Below are 18,704 nucleotides of genomic sequence, written 5' to 3' on the forward strand. Positions count from 1 at the left end.
TCCGGGGCGAGCACGGTCCGGAAGGCTTCCACCGGCTCCGTACCGACCGGGAGGAGTCCTCCGGCGAGGCGGTCGCCGTCGGGGAGTTCGCCGTCGGGGAGTTCACCCGGCGGCGGAAGCCAGCCCCGACTGCGCGAGTCCGGCGAGGTCGTTGAAGCTGTACAGGTGCAGGCCTGCGTACCCGGAGGCACGCACCGCCCCCACCAGCGGACCCGGGTCGTAGGACGCCGACGAGAGCAACTGCCTGACGGCGGCCCCGGAGTTCGAGGCGCCCGCGGAGCGTTTGAGGAAGCCGAGGGACTGCCCCACCCCGATCCTGCCTGCAAGCCGCACCAGCCGTGCCATGCGCACCGGGCCCGGCACTCCCGCCCACACCGGCAGGCCCACTTGTTGGAGCCGCAACCGCGACGGGTAACCCCGCAGCGTGTCCGGTGAGAAGCAGAGCTGGGTGACGCACCAGGACGCGAACGGCTGTTTGGCGAGCATCGTCCTGACCAGTTCCTCGTCCGTGGCGCCCGGGTGTCCCTCGGGATACACGGCCATCCCCATCCGGAGCACCCCGCCCGAGAGATCCGCGATGTCCTCCATGAGCGCCCCGCTCCAGGCGTAGGGCCCGGCGGCCGCGGTGGCATCCCCGCCGATCACGAAGACGTCACCGATGCCCGCGTCGGCGCACCGCTCGACGTACCCGGCCAGCTCGGTCCGGCCGGTCACGGACCGCGCGGCCAGGTGCGGGATGGCGGTGTAGCCGGCCCGCGCGAGGTCCACCGCCAGGCCCACGGCCTCCCGCGGGCCGTGGTGCGGCAGGCACGTGACGGTCAGGGCGGCGGGGGCGGGCAGGTGCTCGCGGAGACGGTCGGCCATGCCTTCCGACGGGATGACCTCCACGCGGACCGGCAGGTCAGTCATCGACGGTCAGCACTCCACCACGTTGAGGGCGAGTCCGCCGCGCGCGGTCTCCTTGTACTTGTCCATCATGTCCGCGCCGGTGTCGCGCATGGTCTTGATGGCGACGTCGAGCGAGACGTGGTGTCGGCCGTCTCCCCGCACAGCCATCCGAGCGGCCGTGATGGCCTTCATGGCTCCGACCGCGTTCCGCTCGATGCACGGGATCTGGACCAGGCCGCCCACGGGGTCGCACGTCAGCCCGAGGTTGTGCTCGATGCCGATCTCGGCCGCGTTCTCGACCTGCTCGGGCGTGCCGCCGAGCACTTCCGCCAACGCACCTGCCGCCATGGCGCAGGCGGAACCGACCTCGCCCTGGCACCCCACCTCGGCGCCGGAGATCGAGGCATTCTTCTTGAACAGCGAGCCGATCGCCGTTGCTGCCAGCAGGAAGCGGACGACGCCGTCGTCGTCGGCTCCCGGCACGAAGTCGACGTAGTACTTCAGGACGGCGGGGATGATGCCGGCGGCACCGTTGGTCGGCGCCGTCACCACCCGCCCGCCTGCGGCGTTCTCCTCGTTGACGGCCAGGGCGAAGAGCGTCACCCACTCCATCGTCCCGAGGCGGTCGTTCGGGTCGTCCGCCTTCTCGAGCAGTTGGCGCTGACGCTCGGCGCGGCGTCGCACGCTCAACCCGCCGGGCAGGATGCCGCCCGTGGTGGTCCCCCGCCGGATGGTGTCCTGCATGACCGACCAGATCTCCAGCAGCCCGGCCCGCACCTCGTGCTCCGGGCGCCAGGACAGCTCATTGGCGAGCACCACGTCGGAGAAGGACCAGCCGGTCGCCCGGCAGATGCCCAGCAGCTGGTCGGCGGTACCGAAGGGATGGGCCACCGGAATCGGCTTGAGGGCAACGGTCTCGGAGCCGATCTCGTCCTCGTCGAGCACGAAACCGCCGCCCACCGAGAAGTATTCCCTTGTACGTATCACTTCGTCCGCCGCTGTATATGCCGTAAACCGCATACCGTTGGTGTGGTAATCGAGACGCTGGCGGCGGTGCAGCACCACGTCCGTCTCCGGATCGAACTCGATGCGCTGTTCGGCTGCGAGGTTCAGCGACCGGCACTCGCCGATGTAGGCCACGCGGGCATCGGCCGAGGTCGGGTCCACGAGATGGGGCTGGTCCCCCTCGAGTCCCAGCAGCACGGCCTTGACCGTCCCGTGGCCATGGCCGGTGACGCCCAGCGACCCGAAGAGTTCCACACGCACACGCTGCACGCCGGCCAGGAGGCCGTCGGCACGCAGCACCTCGGTGAAGAGGTAGGCCGCGGTCATCGGTCCGCCCGTGTGGGAACTCGACGGCCCGATACCGATCTTGAAGAGGTCGAACGCGCTGATCGTCACTGCGGCAATCCGGCGGGTCGCCGCTTGTAGAACGGCGTGGGGATCACGGTGAAGGGTTCGGGCCGCCCCCGGAGGTCCACCTGCACCTCGGTGCCGACGGCGGCGTACGCCGCATCCACGTAGGCGAGCGCCACGGGGTAGCCGAGCGTGGGACTCGGCAGCCCCGATGTCACCGTGCCGACGGCCGCGCCGTCCACGACGACGTCGTACCCGGCCCGTGCCGACCGGCGGCCGACCGCCCGGAGTCCGACGAGACGGCGTGCCGGCTCGACCGCCTTCAGCGGTTCGAGCACCGAACGGCCCACGAAGTCGTCGGGCTTCTTCGTGCTGACCACGGGTCCGAGGCCCGCCTCGAACGGAGTGGTGTCGAGCCCGAGTTCGTGACCGTAGAGCGGCATGCCGGCCTCCAGCCGCAGCGAGTCACGGGCCGCGAGGCCACAGGGCAGCAGGCCGTGCTTCCCGCCCGCCTCCAGCGCTGCGTTCCAGAGCCGCACCGCGACGTTGCCGCCGAGGAAGATCTCGAAGCCGTCCTCTCCCGTGTAGCCCGTGCGGGCCAGGAGCACGGGGAGTCCAGCCAGCTCGAGCTCCACCACGGCGTAGTACTTCAGGTCCCGGATGGCGGCGGCGTCCTCGGGGCGCGCGAGATCGAGGAGGACCGCTTCTGCCGTGGGGCCCTGTACCGCGACGAGGGCCGTGGTGTCCGACTGGTCCTCCACAGCGACGTCGAACCCCTTGGCGCGCAGCCGCAGCTCCTCGGCCACCACGGGCGCGTTGGAGGCGTTCGGCACCACGAGGAAGGAGTCCCCGGTCAGCCGGTAGGTGATGAGGTCGTCGATCACCCCGCCCGCCTCGTTGCAGATCAGCGAGTACTTCGCCTTGCCCACGGCGAGGACCGCGAGGTTGCTGACCAGGGCGTAGTTGAGGAACTCCGCGGCCTGCGGCCCGCTGACGAGCACCTCCCCCATGTGGGACAGGTCGAAGAGGCCCGCGGCCTTGCGGACCGTGTGGTGCTCCTCCAGTTCGCTCCGGTACTTCAGGGGCATCTGCCACCCGCCGAAGTCGGTGAACGAGGCTCCGTGCGCCTCGTGCTGGGTGTACAGGGCTGTGTGCTTGCTCTGCTCGCTCATGGACAGCGGTTCCTAGTCTTCGAAGGATTCGATGGGCGGGCAGGAGCAGACGAGGTTGCGGTCGCCGTGGGCGCCGTCGATCCTGCGCACCGGCGGGAAGTACTTGTCGTGCCGCAGGGAGCGGAGCGGATAGGCCGCGAGCTCGCGCGGGTAGGCCTGCGTCCACTCGTCACCGATGAGCACCTGGGCGGTGTGCGGGGCCTGCCGCAGGGGGCTCTCCTCGATGCTGAACTCGCCGGCCGCCACACGGTCGATCTCGCCCTTGATGGCGATCATGGCGGAGATGAAGCGGTCCAGTTCGGCGAGGTCCTCGGACTCCGTCGGCTCCACCATGAGCGTCCCCGCGACGGGGAACGACAGCGTCGGCGCGTGGAACCCGTAGTCGATGAGCCGCTTGGCGACGTCCTCCGCGGTGACGCCGGTCGCGGCGGTCAGCGGGCGGAGGTCCAGGATGCACTCGTGCGCCACGAGGCCCTGCACGCCCGTGTAGAGCACGGGGAAGTGCTCCGTCAGGCGGGCGGCGACGTAGTTGGCCGCGAGCAGGGCATGCGCCGTCGCGCTGGTCAGTCCCTCGGAACCCATCAGGGCCACGTAGGCCCAGGAGATGGGCAGGACGCCGGCCGAGCCGTACATCGAACCCGACACCGGGGTGCCGCCCTCGGCCGCCGGGCCGCCGTCGGTCGCGATGTCGCGGTTCGCGTCCCCGGGCAGGAACGGCGCGAGGTGCGATGCCACGGCGACGGGCCCGACGCCCGGTCCGCCACCGCCGTGCGGGATGCAGAAGGTCTTGTGCAGGTTCAGGTGGGAGACGTCGCCGCCGAACTCCCCCGGCTGGGCGAGGCCCACCAGCGCGTTGAGGTTGGCGCCGTCGATGTACACCTGGCCGCCCGCGCCGTGCACCTTCTCGCAGACCCACCGCACGTCCTCCTCGAACACGCCGTGCGTGGAGGGGTAGGTGATCATGATGGCCGAGAGGTTCTCGGCGTGCTGCTCGATCTTGGCGAGGAGGTCGTCGTGGTCGATGTTGCCGTTGGCCGCGGTGCCGACCACCACGACCTTCATGCCCGCCAGGACGGCGGAGGCCGCGTTGGTGCCGTGCGCGGAGGACGGGATGAGGCAGACGGTGCGGTTCTCGTCGCCGCGCGAGCGGTGGTAGCCACGGATGGCGAGGAGGCCGGCGAGCTCGCCCTGCGACCCGGCGTTGGGCTGCAGCGAGACGCGGTCGTACCCGGTGATCTCCGCGAGGCGCTCCTCGAGGTCGGTGATCAGCTCGCGCCAGCCCTCGGTCTGGCTCTCGGGCGCGAAGGGGTGGATCGAGGCGAACTCCGGCCAGGAGATCGATTCCATCTCGACCGTCGCGTTGAGCTTCATGGTGCAGGAGCCCAGCGGGATCATGGTGCGGTCCAGCGCGAGGTCCTTGTCGGAGAGCCGGCGGAGGTACCGGAGCATCGCGGTCTCGGAGCGGTGCAGCGAGAAGACGGGGTGCGTCATGAAGTCCGACGTCCGGTGCAGGTCGGCGGGGATCCGCGCTGCGGACGCCGACCCCGTGTGGGAGCCGCCGAAGACGGCGGCGACGGCGGCGACGTGCTCGGGGGTCGTCGTCTCGTCGCAGGAGATGCCCAGGTGGTCGGCGTCGACGCGGCGGAGGTTGTAGCCCTGCGCCTCCGCCTTGTCCGCGTACTCCGCGGCCTTTCCGGGCACGTGGACCAGGAGCGTGTCGAAGAAGGCATCGTGGACGACGGCGGCGTCGGACCCCGCGAGGGCATCGGCGAGCTCGGCGGCGCGCTGGTGCGTGGTCCGCGCGATCGCCGTGAGCCCCTCGGGGCCGTGGTAGACGGCGTACATCGATGCCACGATCGCCAGCAGCGCCTGGGCGGTGCAGATGTTGCTCGTGGCCTTCTCGCGACGGATGTGCTGCTCACGCGTCTGCAGGGCGAGACGGTAGGCGGGTGCGCCGTCGGCGTCCTTGGAGACGCCGACCAGGCGTCCGGGCAGCATGCGCTCGAGGCCCTTGCGGACGGCCATGTAGGCGGCGTGGGGGCCGCCGAAGAAGAGCGGGACACCGAAGCGCTGGGCGGAGCCGACGGCGATGTCCGCGCCCTGCTCACCCGGAGCGGTGATGAGCGTCAGGGCCAGGAGGTCGGCGGCGACCGTGACGAGTGCGCCGCGTTCCTTCGCCGCGGCGACGACGGCCGCGTGGTCGCGCAGTGCGCCGGAGGCGCCGGGCTGCTGGAGGACCACTCCGTTGATGTCGCCGTCGGGCAGGCCCGCGGAGAGATCGGCGACCTCGACGTCGAAGCCGAGCGCCTCGGCACGACCACGCACGACGGCGACGGTCTGCGGCAGGGCGTCGGCGTCGATGACCGTGCGGCCCTTGTTCTTGCCCGAGCGGCGCATCAGGAGGACGGCCTCGGCGACGGCGGAGGCCTCGTCGAGCAGCGAGGCATTGGCGATGTCGAGGGCCGTGAGGTCCTGGACCATCGTCTGGAAGTTCAGGAGGGCCTCGAGGCGACCCTGGGAGATCTCCGGCTGGTAGGGCGTGTAGGCCGTGTACCAGGCGGGCGACTCGAGGACGTTGCGGCGGATCACCGGCGGCGTCACGGTATCGAAGTACCCCTGGCCGATCATCTGGACGGCGGTCCGGTTACGGCCGGCGATTCGTCGCAGCTGTGCCAGCACCTCGGTCTCGCTGAGGGCCGCGGGCAGGTTCAGCCCACGGTCCAGGCGGATGCTCGCGGGGACGGCCATGTCCACGAGCTTCTCGAGGCTCGGGTAGCCGAGGACCTCCAGCATGTGCCCGGCGTCGGAGGAACGAGGGCCGATGTGCCGGTCGGCGAAGGTGGATGCTGTGCCGGAAGCCTGGTCGGGTGAGGCGGTCATGGGAACTCCGTACGTCAGAAAGGGGGCGCGGGCGCGCGCGTGCCTGGTCGGGTTCCTCCCCGCTCTGTAGGGGACCTGAGAGTTTCCGCAGGGCTCCGTGCCTGCTTGCACCGTCGGTGAGCGCCGGGGCCGGCCCGATGCTGCTTTCCAGAGTTGCCTACCCGCAGCGGTACTGGGCCTGAGAGATTCCTGGGGAGGATTTGCTCCTACGGCGCCTGCCGGTGTTGAGTCAACGGCAGAACTCTCCCGCTGCAGATCGAGGGCGTATTCAGTTGGGGTTCTCGGCGTGTGAGCCGTCCCACAGCTTACCGCGCTGCACGGACCGGAGGCAAAGACGACCGGGGCGGAGGCCGAACCCTACCCCCTCGCCAGGAGGACCGGAAGTCCCGGGCGGAATCCGGTCGTCCTGGCTCCCCGGCTGTCGCCGTGCGGGGTTAGCGTGGGCGGAGAACCCCTGAGCACCTGGAGCATCGATGTCGATCCCCCGCTTGCGGTCGCTGGCAATGGCCCTGGTCCTGCTGGCCGCCGTCGTGCCCGGCGCGACTCCGGCCATGGCCGCCGGCCCGTCGTACGTCGCCCTCGGTGACTCCTACTCCTCGGGGACGGGGACGCGGGCCTACCTGGCGGACGGCTCCGCCTGCCAGCGCTCGGTCTACGCGTATCCGTCCCTGATCGCGAGCGCCAGGGGCTACTCGCTGGACTTCCGCGCCTGTTCCGGCGCCACCATCCCCGATGTCGTCACCACCCAGCTCAGCGCGCTGACGCCGGCGACGGCGTACGTCTCGCTCAGCGTCGGCGGCAACGACGCCTCGTTCGTGGCAGTCCTGACCGAGTGCGCCAAGCCGGCCTGGATGAGCAACTGCAACGCGGCGATCGACCGCGCCCGGGCCGTCATCGTGAACCGGTTGCCCGCGAGCCTCGCCTCCCTGTACGGCCAGGTCCGGGCCCGCGCACCGCAGGCGTCCGTTACGATCGCCGGCTACCCGCGCATCTTCAACGGCGAGGACTGCAACGCGGCGACCTGGTTCTCGCCGGAGGAGGAGGCCCGCCTGAACGCGACGGCGGACCTGCTGAACAGCACGACCGCGGCAGCGGCAGCAGCGGCGGGCTTCACCTTCCGCAACCCGACCGCCGCCTTCACGGGGCATGCCGTGTGCGACGACGTCGAGTGGCTCAACGGCCTGTCGAATCCCGTGTCGGACTCCTACCATCCCAACCGGGCAGGCCACGCGGCCGGCTACGTCCCCCTGCTCGGTCCAGCCCTCACCGGGAGCCGCGTCGATGTCACGGCAGCGACCGTGCAGGCCGCGGAGCTCTCGGCTCCGGCCCTGGCCGGGCAGCAGGCCCACCATGCCGCCCAGGACGCCGGGATCACACCGAAGGAATTCGTCGCGCCGGACCTGAAGAGCCCTGCCGCGCGAGCCGCCGCCGCGCACGCGGGCGTGGACCTCGCGGACCCCGCGAGCATCGCACGCGCCGACCGCGCCGCGGAGGCCCGCCAGAACGGCCATCGAGCGGACTGAATCCCGATCTCCCATCCGCCTGCACCAATGTCCATACGTTTGCATGGAATAACAGGGGTGGGTGGCCGGTTCTACTGGCAGGCCCAGGGCGGGCCTGAACGCAGAGCACGGGAGCAACACGATGGCACGCGAACTGGAACTCGGACTCGACACCTTCGGGGACGTCACGCGCGGACAGGACGGCAACCCCGTCCCGTACCCGCAGGTCATCCGGAACGTCATCGCGGAGGCGGTGCTCGCCGACGAGGTCGGTGTCGACTTCATCGGCGTCGGCGAGCACCACCGCGACGACTTCGCCGTCTCCGCCCCCGAGACGGTGCTCGCAGCGATCGCCGGGCAGACGAAGCGCATCCGTCTCGGCTCGGCCGTGACGGTCCTCAGCTCGGACGACCCCGTGCGCGTCTACCAGCGGTTCGCCACGCTCGACGCCGCCTCCGACGGCCGCGCCGAGGTCATCCTGGGCCGCGGGTCCTTCACGGAGTCCTTCCCCCTGTTCGGTTACGAGCTCTCCGACTACGAACGCCTCTTCGAGGAGAAGCTCGACCTGTTCTCCGAGCTGATCAAGGAGGGTCCGGTCACCTGGTCGGGAAGCACCCGCCCCGGCCTCACCGGCCACGAGGTCTACCCGAAGACGCACGGCGGACGCCTGAAGACCTGGATCGGCGTCGGCGGCAGCCCCGAATCGGTGGTGCGCGCGGCCCGGTACGGCATGCCGCTCATGCTCGCGATCATCGGCGGCGACCCGGCCCGGTTCGCCCCCTACGTGGACCTGTACCACCGGGCACTCACCCAGCTCGGGCAGCCCACGCTGCCCATCGGCGTCCACTCCCCGGGCTACATCGCCGACTCCGACGAGCAGGCCCGCGAGGAACTGTGGCCGGACAACCGGATCATGCGGGACCGCATCGGCCGCGAGCGCGGCTGGGGCCCCACGACCCGCGCCGAGTTCGACCAGGAGGCGGACTCCGGCTCGCTCTACGTCGGCTCGCCGGAGACCGTCGCGAGGAAGATCGCCACGACGGCGCAGACGCTCGGGATCGACCGCTTCGACATGAAGTACAGCGCCGGCCCGCTGCCCCACGAGAAGCTCATGCACAGCATCGAGCTCTACGGCACCAAGGTCATCCCCATGGTCCGGGAGATGCTCGCCTAGGCAAGGACCAGCCGGGACGAACTTCTCCTCGCGGCGGCGGGAGGGCGGCGGTAGCGTGACGCGGACGCGTCACCGCGCGCCCCACCCCGTCGAGAGGAACCGCCGTGGTCGATCGCATTGCCGACGTCTGGGGTACCCGGACCCCCTATGCCCGGGACGAGCGCTGGCCCGTGCGCGTCGACCAGTCCCTCGCGCCGGGCGTTGCGGAGGACGACGTCGACCGCTGGGTCCAGTCCGCCTGCGTCCTGTGCAGCAACGGCTGCGGGTGCGACATCGCAGTCAAGGACGGGCGCATGGTCGGTGTCCGTGGCCGTGCCGTGGACACCGTCAACCACGGCCGGCTCGGCCCCAAGGGCCTCTTCGGAAGCTGGCAGGGCGTCGACAACGGGGACCGCCTCACCCGCCCGCTCGTCCGTGTGGACGGCGAACTGGTCGAGACCGACTGGGACACGGCCATGGACCGCATCGTGGGGCGGAGCAGGGAACTGCTGTCCACCAGGGGTCCTCTGAGCCACGGTTTCTACACCACCGGGCAGCTGTTCCTCGAGGAGTACTACGCCCTCGGGATCATCGGCAAGGCCGGTATCGGGACGCCCCACATGGACGGCAACACGCGCCTGTGCACGGCGACGGCGGCCACGGCCATGAAGGAGAGCTTCGGCTCCGACGGCCAACCGGGCAGCTACGTCGACATCGACGAGTGCGACGCCATGTTCCTCTTCGGGCACAACATGGCCGAGACGCAGACCGTCCTCTGGATGCGGGTGCTGGACCGGCTCGCGGGGCCCAATCCGCCGCGCGTCGTCTGCGTGGATCCCCGTGGGACGGAGGTGGCCAGGGTCGCCGAGGTCCATCTCGCCGTCCGGCCCGGCACCAACCTCGCCCTGATGAACGGCCTGGTGCGGGAACTGCTCCACCGCGGCTGGATCGACGAGCGGTACATCGCCGACCACACCCTGAACATCGACCGGTTGCGCTCCACGGTCGAGCGGTGGACGCCCGAGGCGGTCGCCGAGACCTGCGGTGTCGACGCCGAGGACGTCCGGAGGGCGGCCGAGATCTTCGGCACCAGCGAGCGCGTGCTCTCCACCGTGCTGCAGGGGTTCTACCAGTCGGCACAGGCGACCGCCGCGTCCTGCCAGGTCAACAACCTGCACCTGCTGCGCGGCATGCTCGGGAAGGAGGGCAGCGGGATCCTGCAGATGAACGGGCAACCGACGGCGCAGAACAACCGCGAGTGCGGGGCCGACGGCGACCTCCCGGGCTTCCGGAACTGGGAGAATCCGCAGCACGTCCAGGAGCTGGCCAGCCTGTGGGACGTGGACCCCGACATCATCCCGCACTGGGCCCCGCCGACCCATGCGATGCAGATCTTCCGCTACGCGGAGGCCGGCTCCATCGAGTTCCTGTGGATCTCCGCGACCAATCCCGCCGTGTCCATGCCGCAGCTCGGGAGGATCCGCCGGATCCTCGGCTCCGAAGGACTGTTCCTCGTGGTGCAGGACCTGTACCTCACGGAAACCGCACGATACGCCGACGTGGTGCTCCCCTGCGCAGCCTGGGGGGAGAAGACCGGCACCTTCACGAACGTGAACCGCACGGTGCACCTGTCGGACAAGGCCGTGGAGCCGCCCGGCGAGGCGAAGAGCGATCTCGACGTGTTCCTCGACTATTCGCGGCGGATGGACTTCCGCACCCGCAGCGGCAGGCCGCTGCTGGACTGGGCGGGCCCGGAGGACGGGTTCCGGGCGTGGCAGGAGTGCAGCCGTGGCAGGCCCTGCGACTACACGGGCATCAGCTACGGACGGTTGCGCGGGGGCAGCGGCATCCCGTGGCCCTGCAACGACGAGCACCCCGACGGGACGGTCCGGCTCTATCCGGACGGGGACTTCCCGACCGACCCGGACCACTGCGAGTCCTACGGGCACGATCTCCTCACGGGCGCGGCCACGGGCCCGGTCCTGTACCGGGCGACCGTCGAACCGGGGAAGGCCTGGCTCAAGAGCGAGGACTACCGCCCGCCGCACGAGGAACCCGATGACGAGTACCCGCTGCGGTACACGACAGGGCGGACGGTCTACCAGTTCCACACCCGGACCAAGACCGGGCGCAGCCGCGCCCTGGGCCGCGCCGCGCCCGGGGCATGGCTGGAGGTGTCGGTCCCCGACGCGCGCCGGCTCGGCCTGGCCGAGGGTGATGTCGTCTCCGTCCGATCGAGGCGCGGCCACCTGGAGGTCCCGGTGCGGATCGGCGACCTCCGTGAGGGCACGGTCTTCGCCCCCTTCCACTACGGCTACTGGGACGACGACGGCGGGGGGCGGTCGGCGGGAGGCCGCCATGCGGCCAACGAGCTCACCATGACCGAGTGGGATCCCGTGTCCAAGCAGCCGGTCTTCAAGAACGCCGCCGTACGGGTCGAGAAGCTCCGGAACGCGAGCGGTCCGGCGCCGGCACCGACCACGGGTGCGTCCAGGCCGGCCCGCGGCGGCGTCCCGCCGACCGTGGGGGGTCGGTCGGGAGAGGCGACGGAGACCTTCCCCGACGTCGCACCCCCGGCCGTGGCCTCCCGGGAGGAGCAGCCGTGAAGCTGCCCGTCTACCTCGGCCTCCTGGCGGAGGCCGAGCAGATCCTGGCCCGCTCGTTCAGGGTGGTCGCGGAGGGCCACTCGGACGAACCCGATGTGCACTTCATCGTGCGGACGCTCGCCGAGCAGTGCGACCGGCACGTCGAACGGCTGCAACCGGTGATCGGACGCTTCGGCTCCGACGTCGAGGGCGAGGAGGAGCACCGGGTGACGGCCGACGGCGTCGTCGAGGTGCGTGCCGGCCCCCTGGGACTGCTGCTCGACCTCCAGGACCTGTACGTCCTCGTCCACCACCTGGACATCATGTGGACCATGGTGGGCCAGGCGGCGGCAGGCAGCCGGGACAGGCAGCTGCTCGACATCGTGGAGCGCTGCGAACAGGACGCCGATCTCCAGAGCCGCTGGCTCCGGACCCGGATGAAGCAGTCAGCCCCGCAGGCCCTGCTGGTGGCGCGGTGAGCGGCAGGACATCGGTGCTCACCCGTCTGCGGAAGGCCCGCGGTGATCTGGGAGCCGGCCTGTACGCCGCGGCCCTGAGCCTGGTCACGCTGTCCGTCCTCGGGCTGCTGGGCCTGCTCACCCACCTCCCCTGGCTGTTCCCGAGCCTCGGGCCGACTGTGATGCTGTTCTTCGAGTCACCCGAGCAGCCCGCGTCCCGGCCCGTCAACGCCCTCGTGGGCCACGGCGTCGGCCTCGCCGCAGGGGTCATCTGCTTCTACGGCTTCCACATCGGAGCCTTTCCACCGGCGCCCGTGGGCGGCGTGACCGGCTACCACGTGGCGGCGGGGGCGGTCTCCGTGGCCCTGACGACCCTCGTCCTGACCCGGGTCGGGCTCCCTCATCCACCGGCCGGGGCGACCACCCTGATCGTGAGCCTCGGTATCCTCCACACACCGGCCCACTTCGGAGTCATGGCGGCAGCCGTCGTCGTGCTGACCGCACTCGGCTGGGGTGCGAATCTGCTCCTCGGCACCCGGCCGGCAGGGTCCGCAGCCGACACGCGACCCTAGCCTTCGCCTTTTCTTCGGTTTTCTTTCGCCCTTCCGCCACGCCGCCATTGAGTGACGCGGGCCAGAGTGGGAACCAGGAGTGCAGCACTCCCTGATCTTCCCGCCGGTTCCGGGCCGTCCACCGGAGCCGGCGGGTAGCTTCCCCCGGGGCACCGACCCGGGGGAGCGCAGGAACCGGCGGCAGGAAGAGGAGCAGGCGTGGCGACGATCGACCTCCCGGCCATCCCGGCCATCCCGGCGGGCACGCGGGCCGACGACACGGTCGGCGCCACGGACGGCGCCGACCCTGCTTCCGCCGGCGCTCCCGGCACTTCCCGCCCCGCGACCGACAGGACCGACGTGTCCCACCTTCCCGTGCTCGACCGGCGGATCCTCGACAACCTGGGCGTGGAGCTCTCCAACCAGGAGGGCGCGCTGCAGTTCGCCGGGATATTCGGTCGGATGCTCCCCCAGCGGATCGGGGCCGTCCAGGCCGCGTTCGCCGCGCGGGACGCGGACGCCGCCGTCGTCGCACTCCTCAGCCTCACGGTGAGCGCCTCGATGGTGGGAGCACGCCGGCTCGAGGACGTGTCCTCGGCAGGGCTCCAACTCGTCGACCGGCCGTCGACCCACCCCGCACTCCTCGCGCGGCTCCAGGGCCTCGGCACGGAATTTCAGTCCGAGCTGGCCGGCATCATCCGGTAGCCGACGCCGCGCACCGTCCGGATGAACCGGGGCGCCTTGGTGTCCTCCCCCAGCTTCTTCCGCAGGTTCCGGATGTGCACCTCGACGAGGTGCTGGTCGTTGACCCAGCCGTCGCCCCAGATCCGCGACAGCAGCGTCTCCCGCTGCCATACCCGGCGCGGCCCGGACACGAGCGTGGCCAGGAGGTCGAACTCGATCCGCGTCAGTGGGAGTTCGACGCCGTCGAGCATCGCGATCCGACCCTCGGTGTCGATACTGATCGGACCGTGGGTCAGGAGCCCTTCGACGGGTTCGGGGGCCGCGACCGCCGGCGCTGCAACAGGCTGCGAAGCCTCCGCCGTGTGCCCGCCGGGAGCGAGCAGCGGCTGCGACACGCTGCGGACGGTGGTCCTGGGACGTCGGAACATGGCGTTCACGCGGGCGCCGACCTCGCGCGGGCTGAACGGCTTGACGACGAAGTCGTCCGCGCCGATCTCGAGGCCGATCAGGCGGTCGATCTCGTCCTGGCGCGCGGTGATCATGATGACGTAGGCGTCGGTGATGGGCCGGATCTGCCGGCACACCTCCACGCCGTCGATGTCCGGGAGATTGAGGTCGAGGGTCACGAGGTCCGGCTGGCGGTCGCGCACCAGGGCGACGCCCTGGCGCCCGTTCTCGGCCTCGATGGTGACGAACCCGTTCATGCCCAGCGTCATGACCAGCAGTTGCCGCACATCGGCGTCGTCTTCGATGATGAGCGCGACGCGCGCATCGGGGTCGGTTGTCATGGATTACACACTGCCAGACGTTGGCACTCCGACCGAGCGCATCGGACCGGTGCTCCCGTTTTTCTGGCCTGACCGGTCGGCGCGGCGCGCCTCATGCCCGTGCCCCCACGGTCCGACCGGCGATCCAGGGCGAGACCTCGACCGCCGCCAGCGGAGCGGCCAGGTGGAATCCCTGCGCGAAGTCGCACCCGCGCTCCCGCAACGCCTCCCTCGTCTCCTCGTCGCCGACGCCTTCCGCGACGACCCTGAGGCCCAGGCTGTGGGCGAGGTCGATGATCGAACCCACGAGGGCGCTCGCGCGCTCGTCGTCCCGCATGGCGATGATGAAGGAGCGATCGAGCTTGAGCTCGTCCACGGGGAGATCGCGCAGGTAGGCCAGCGAACTGTACCCGGTCCCGAAATCGTCGAGCGAGACCTGGATCCCCTCCGCGCGGAGGCGGGCGAGGATCCCGGCGCTTCCCGCCGGGGTCGACATGAGCACGTCCTCGGTGATCTCGAGCATGATGCACGAGGCCGGCACCTGGTACTGCTCGAGCAGGACGGCGATCTCCTGCGGAAGGCACGGCAGGATGCAGGAAGCGGACAGGTTGACGGCGACGGCGATGTCCAGTCCGTCGGCCCGCCACCGGGCCGCCCTCCGTACTGCGCGCCGGAGCACCAGCGAGGTCAGTGCCGGCATCAGCCCGGCCTCCTCGGCGAGGGGCAGGAAGGCGGCCGGCTGGAGCCGGCCCCGGGTGGGGTGGTTCCACCGGACGAGGGCTTCGACACCCGTCACGCGGTGGTCCGCGAGGCGGAACTTCGGCTGGTAGTGCAGTTCGAACTCGTCCCGGGCGAGGGCGGTACGGAGTTCCTGGATGGTCCGCAGCCGCAGTTCGCCGTCGTCGTCGTCCGTCAGGTCGTACACGTGGTGGCCGATGCGCTCCGACTTCGCCCGGAACATCGCGATGTCCGCCTTGCGCATGAGCAGCCCCATGTCCGTCCCGTGCTGCGGGATCAGGGCGATACCGATGCTTGCGCTGACCTGCAGGTCGGCCGTGCCCACCTCCACGGGGGCTGCCAGCGCCGCTTCCAGTCGCTGCGCGGCTGCGACGGCCTCGACCGGACCGACGCCGTCCAGGAACACGGCGAACTCGTCGCCGCCCAGGCGGGCGAGGACGTCTCCCGCCCGCAGCTGGCGGCTGAAACGCTCACCGACCTGGATCAGGAGCGCGTCCCCGACATCATGCCCGAGCGCATCGTTCACGTGCTTGAAGCGGTCGAGGTCCAGCAGGAACAGCGCTCCTGTGCGCCCCCTGCCCAACCGGTCGGGGACGTCCGTCAGCAGCGCCCGGCGATTGGGCAGCCCCGTCAACTCGTCCGTCCTGGCCAGGGTGACGAGCATGCGGTTGCGGAACGCGAGGGGAACGGAGGCAAGGGCGAGCGTCGAGGCGGCGAAGACCACCGAGAGCAGGGGTATCCGCAACTGGCAGCCGATCACGAGGACGGCGAGCGAGGACGCCGCGGACACGACGGGCGCGGCGAACTCGGGGACACCCTGGCTCCTGCCGTCGCGTAGCGCGGTCCGGTCGGCGGCGCCATCCACCCAGGTGGCGATCCCTGCGAGGCCGGCGACCCAGCCGAAGTCGATCACCGAACCGACGGCGTATTCCTGCATGCCGAACGCGTAGGCCACGTCGGCGGCGGAGAAGACGATCAGCCCCGCGATGAGGAACGGCCAGCGCGGACCGATGTCGAGCCCGCGGGACGCGAGTACGCCGCCCACCGCCGTGATCAGCAGGAGGTCGAGGAGGGGATAGGCGACGGCGACGACCACCTCGAACGTGCTGCCGCCCGTCGTCGCGTTGCGCAGGACGGGCGCGAGCACCAGGGCCATGAGGGAAGCCGCACCCAGCGCCCCGACGATGCTGTCCAGCAGCAGCGGCCAGAGCAGCCCCTTCAGCTTCCGCACCGCCACGACCGCCAGCGATCCGAGCATCAGCGGATAGAAGGCGAAGTAGCCGACATCGGCCAGGGAGGCGTAGCTCAGCGCCGTCTCCCCGTCCAGGGATGCGGCGTAGTAGGCATCGCCCGCGGCATAGGCGATGACCGCCCCGGCTCCCAGGACGATCTGCGGTTCCGCGCATCGCGTCCGTACCGCCGCGCTGACGCACAGGGCGACGGCGGCGAGTTCGGTGACCACGCACAGCCAGCCGTCGAGGAACGGATCGAACGTCGCCGGATCCCCGACGAGGAGGCCGGCGGTGTAGGCGACCAGCAACAGGACCATCCCGGCGGTCAGCACGTGCCTGTGGTGCAGGCGCGATGTGCGGTCCGGATCAGCCGTGCGCGCATCATCGCGCCGCATTCAGTCCCTCGTTTCGCTTCGGTCGTGGAACCAGAAGCATAGGACGCCGGGACACCGCCGACCGCCGTCTTCTGCCGAGGGCACCCATACCCTGCCGAAATACTTGGCTTCGGGTGCGGGACCGGCCGTCCGGACCGCCGCCCCCTGCTCCGCATCGTCGGTGGTCGCGGGGTGGGGAGGCAGGACCGGCGCCGGGGCGCCTACCCGAGGTGCACGGCCTCCCCCGAGGTGGTGAACTCGTTCCTCGCGACCCGGATCATGAACCACGAGATCGGCGCGGCCAGTGCGAGCGCGACGGCCGCGGCAAGGAACACCACGGAGTATCCGTCCACGAGCGACTGCAGGCCGCCGGCCGCACCCTCCGCGGTCCCGGTTCCCGCACCGACCGTGTACAGGGCCGTGAAGACCGCGGTGCCGATGGAGCCACCGATCTGCTGCGTGGCCGTGACGGCCGCGCTGGCCACTCCGGAATCGCGGGGTGCGATACCGAGCAGTGCCACGTTCTGCAGCGGGACGAAGATCAGCGCGAGCCCCATGCCCAGCAGGATCTGCGAGGGCAGCACCTCGAGGAGATAGGACCCGCCCACCGTGATCCGGCTGAGCAGCAGCAGTCCCGCCGCGGCGATCAGGGGGCCGACCGTCATGAGGATGCGGGGGCCCACCGTGGGCAGGAGGCGTGAGACCACACCGGCGCACACGATGATGGCGAAGGTCATGGGCAGGGATGCCAGCCCCGACATCAGGGGGCTCATCCCGAGCACGATCTGGAAGTGCAGCGTCAGGAAGAGCAGGGCGCCGAGCAGGGCGGCACCGACGGCGATGGACGACAGGTAGGCGCCGGCCCGTGCGCGATCGGTGATGATGCGCAGCGGCAGCAGGGGGTGCTGCGAGCGTGCCTCGACGAGGACGAACAGGGCCAGCAGCACGACGCCGAGCGCGAGGAACCCGAGGGTATCGGCGCGGGCCCAGCCGGCCTCGGCGCGCGAGAACCCGTAGACCACGGACGCGAGGCCGAGGCTCACGAGCACGGCACCCGGGACGTCGTAGCGCGTGCTTCCCTCGGCGCGGCTCTCGCGCAGGACGGGCAGGCCCACGGCGATCGCGACGACGGCGATCGGCACGTTGACGAGCAGGCACCAGTGCCAGCTGAAGTACTCGGTCAGGATGCCGCCGAGCAGGAGTCCGACGGCGGCGCCGCCGCCCGCGATCGTTCCGTAGACGGCGAAGGCGCGCACACGGTCCTTGCCGCCGGGGAAGGTCACGGAGAGGATGGCGAGCGCGGCCGGGGCCAGCAGCGCGGCGAAGACACCCTGCAGCCCGCGCGCCAGCAGGAGCATCTCGCCGGAGGTCGCGATCCCCCCGATGGCCGAGGCGAATGCGAAGCCGCCCATGCCGACGAGGAACGAACGCTTCCGGCCCCAGAAGTCGGCGATGCGTCCGCCCAGCAGGAGGAGCGCGCCGAACGTCAGGGCGTAGAGCGTGACGACCCAGCTGCGGTCGCTGTCGGACATGCCGAGTTCCGCCTGGGCCTGTGGCAGGGCGATGTTCACGATGGTCCCGTCGAGCACGACGGTCAGCTGGGCGAGCGCGACGATCGCCAGCACGAGCCAGCGGTTCGCGGGGGGCTTCGCCGGAGCGTCCCCGGTGGGCGCGGCGGAAGGACCCGAAGGGTGGGTGGTCATGGTTCTCCTCAGAAATGATGTCGTTCCGAGGGTAGGGGTGTCGCATCACCCGAGTCAAACGAACTAGTTCGTTTGGGTATACTCGTGGGATGCCCTCGACGACGGACGTCCGCTCACGCATCCTCCTGGCCGCCCGGGGCGAGTTCGCCGCATACGGGCTGGCGGGAGCGCGCATCGACCGGATCGCGAAGGCCGCCAGCGCCAGCAAGGAGCGCCTGTACGCGCACTTCACGGACAAGGCAGCCCTGTTCCAGGCGGTCCTCGACGTGAACGCCGCGGAATTCCACCGTGCCGTGGTCCTCGACCCCGCGGACGTACCGGCCTTCGTCGGCAGGATCTTCGACCATGCCCATGAGCACCCGGACATCCTCCGGATGCTGACCTGGGCGCGGCTCGAGGGCGTCGACTACGACCTCCCGGGAGGCGCGGAACCGGACCGCAAGCTCCTGGCCCTCGGCGAGGCGCAGGAGAGCGGTGAGGTCGATCCCTCCTGGGTGCCGGAGGAGCTCCTGCCGATCCTCTTCGGCATCGCGCAGGCCTGGGTGCAGGCCCCGCTGATCGCCCACGAGAACGCACCCGGGACACCGCTCTCCGCGCACCGCGCCGCGGCGGTCGAAGCGGCCCGCCGCGTCCTGCAGCGGCAGGATTAAGCCGCCGTCGT

Annotated in this window: 14 protein-coding genes and 2 riboswitches; of the genes, 7 read left to right on the forward strand and 7 right to left on the reverse strand. The window is 70.8% G+C overall.

Translation table 11 applies throughout. The features are described 5' to 3' along the window. Positions 1-102: 102 nt before the first annotated feature. The 4 genes from ACX80L_RS04860 to gcvP are packed head-to-tail and all read right to left on the reverse strand — an operon-like array spanning position 103 to position 6,296. A complete protein-coding gene (locus tag ACX80L_RS04860) occupies positions 103-909 on the reverse strand; it encodes a methylenetetrahydrofolate reductase (RefSeq protein WP_459288027.1) in 807 nt (268 codons plus the stop codon). Positions 910-915: 6 nt separating this feature from the next. Further along, a complete protein-coding gene (locus tag ACX80L_RS04865; protein ID WP_133079976.1) occupies positions 916-2,289 on the reverse strand; it encodes an L-serine ammonia-lyase in 1,374 nt (457 codons plus the stop codon). Then, positions 2,286-3,416, reverse strand: a complete 1,131-nt coding sequence (gene gcvT, locus ACX80L_RS04870; protein ID WP_459288030.1) for a glycine cleavage system aminomethyltransferase GcvT — start codon at positions 3,414-3,416, stop codon at positions 2,286-2,288. Before gcvT ends, ACX80L_RS04865 begins: the two co-directional genes overlap by 4 nt. Positions 3,417-3,428: 12 nt before the next feature. Further along, positions 3,429-6,296: an aminomethyl-transferring glycine dehydrogenase gene (gcvP, locus tag ACX80L_RS04875; protein ID WP_133079978.1), complete on the reverse strand. Its 2,868-nt coding sequence runs from the start codon at positions 6,294-6,296 to the stop codon at positions 3,429-3,431. A gap of 54 nt (positions 6,297-6,350) precedes the next feature. Beyond that, positions 6,351-6,453, reverse strand: a riboswitch (glycine riboswitch). Next, positions 6,454-6,555, reverse strand: a riboswitch (glycine riboswitch). It abuts the riboswitch before it with no gap. Positions 6,556-6,769: 214 nt separating this feature from the next. On the opposite strand from gcvP, the gene ACX80L_RS04880 reads away from it, so the two are divergent. The 6 genes from ACX80L_RS04880 (at position 6,770) to ACX80L_RS04905 (ending at position 13,250) form a co-directional block, all read left to right on the forward strand. Then, positions 6,770-7,819, forward strand: coding sequence for an SGNH/GDSL hydrolase family protein (locus ACX80L_RS04880; RefSeq protein ID WP_459288032.1), 1,050 nt, complete (start codon positions 6,770-6,772; stop codon positions 7,817-7,819). Between the two features lie 121 nt (positions 7,820-7,940). Continuing rightward, positions 7,941-8,972 (forward strand): LLM class flavin-dependent oxidoreductase, encoded by a 1,032-nt coding sequence (locus ACX80L_RS04885; protein WP_208740445.1) that lies wholly within the window; start codon positions 7,941-7,943, stop codon positions 8,970-8,972. A 104-nt stretch (positions 8,973-9,076) separates the two neighbouring features. Then, positions 9,077-11,557, forward strand: coding sequence for a molybdopterin oxidoreductase family protein (locus ACX80L_RS04890; RefSeq protein WP_459288034.1), 2,481 nt, complete (start codon positions 9,077-9,079; stop codon positions 11,555-11,557). Then, on the forward strand, positions 11,554-12,015 hold the full coding sequence (locus ACX80L_RS04895; protein ID WP_133079982.1) for a hypothetical protein: 462 nt from the start codon (positions 11,554-11,556) through the stop codon (positions 12,013-12,015). Before ACX80L_RS04890 ends, ACX80L_RS04895 begins: the two co-directional genes overlap by 4 nt. Before the next feature lie 14 nt (positions 12,016-12,029). Then, positions 12,030-12,566 carry an HPP family protein gene (locus ACX80L_RS04900; protein WP_459288036.1) on the forward strand — a complete coding sequence of 179 codons (537 nt, stop codon included), beginning with the start codon at positions 12,030-12,032 and terminating at the stop codon, positions 12,564-12,566. 198 nt (positions 12,567-12,764) lie between these two features. Next, positions 12,765-13,250, forward strand: a complete 486-nt coding sequence (locus ACX80L_RS04905; protein WP_459288038.1) for a hypothetical protein — start codon at positions 12,765-12,767, stop codon at positions 13,248-13,250. On the opposite strand, the gene ACX80L_RS04910 is transcribed toward ACX80L_RS04905, so the two are convergent. The 3 genes from ACX80L_RS04910 to ACX80L_RS04920 form a co-directional block, all read right to left on the reverse strand. Beyond that, complete coding sequence (locus ACX80L_RS04910) at positions 13,220-14,017, reverse strand: response regulator transcription factor (protein ID WP_459288040.1); 798 nt, start codon at positions 14,015-14,017, stop codon at positions 13,220-13,222. The genes ACX80L_RS04905 and ACX80L_RS04910 overlap by 31 nt on opposite strands. Positions 14,018-14,108: 91 nt before the next feature. Further along, positions 14,109-16,361: a putative bifunctional diguanylate cyclase/phosphodiesterase gene (locus ACX80L_RS04915; protein ID WP_459288042.1), complete on the reverse strand. Its 2,253-nt coding sequence runs from the start codon at positions 16,359-16,361 to the stop codon at positions 14,109-14,111. 200 nt (positions 16,362-16,561) lie between these two features. Beyond that, positions 16,562-18,043 (reverse strand): MFS transporter, encoded by a 1,482-nt coding sequence (locus tag ACX80L_RS04920; protein WP_459288044.1) that lies wholly within the window; start codon positions 18,041-18,043, stop codon positions 16,562-16,564. 89 nt (positions 18,044-18,132) lie between these two features. Here ACX80L_RS04920 and ACX80L_RS04925 point away from each other — a divergent pair, with 89 nt between their 5' ends. Then, positions 18,133-18,693 carry a TetR family transcriptional regulator gene (locus ACX80L_RS04925; RefSeq protein ID WP_459288046.1) on the forward strand — a complete coding sequence of 187 codons (561 nt, stop codon included), beginning with the start codon at positions 18,133-18,135 and terminating at the stop codon, positions 18,691-18,693. Positions 18,694-18,704 lie beyond the last annotated feature (11 nt).

Source organism: Arthrobacter sp. MDT1-48-3, assembly GCF_054511015.1.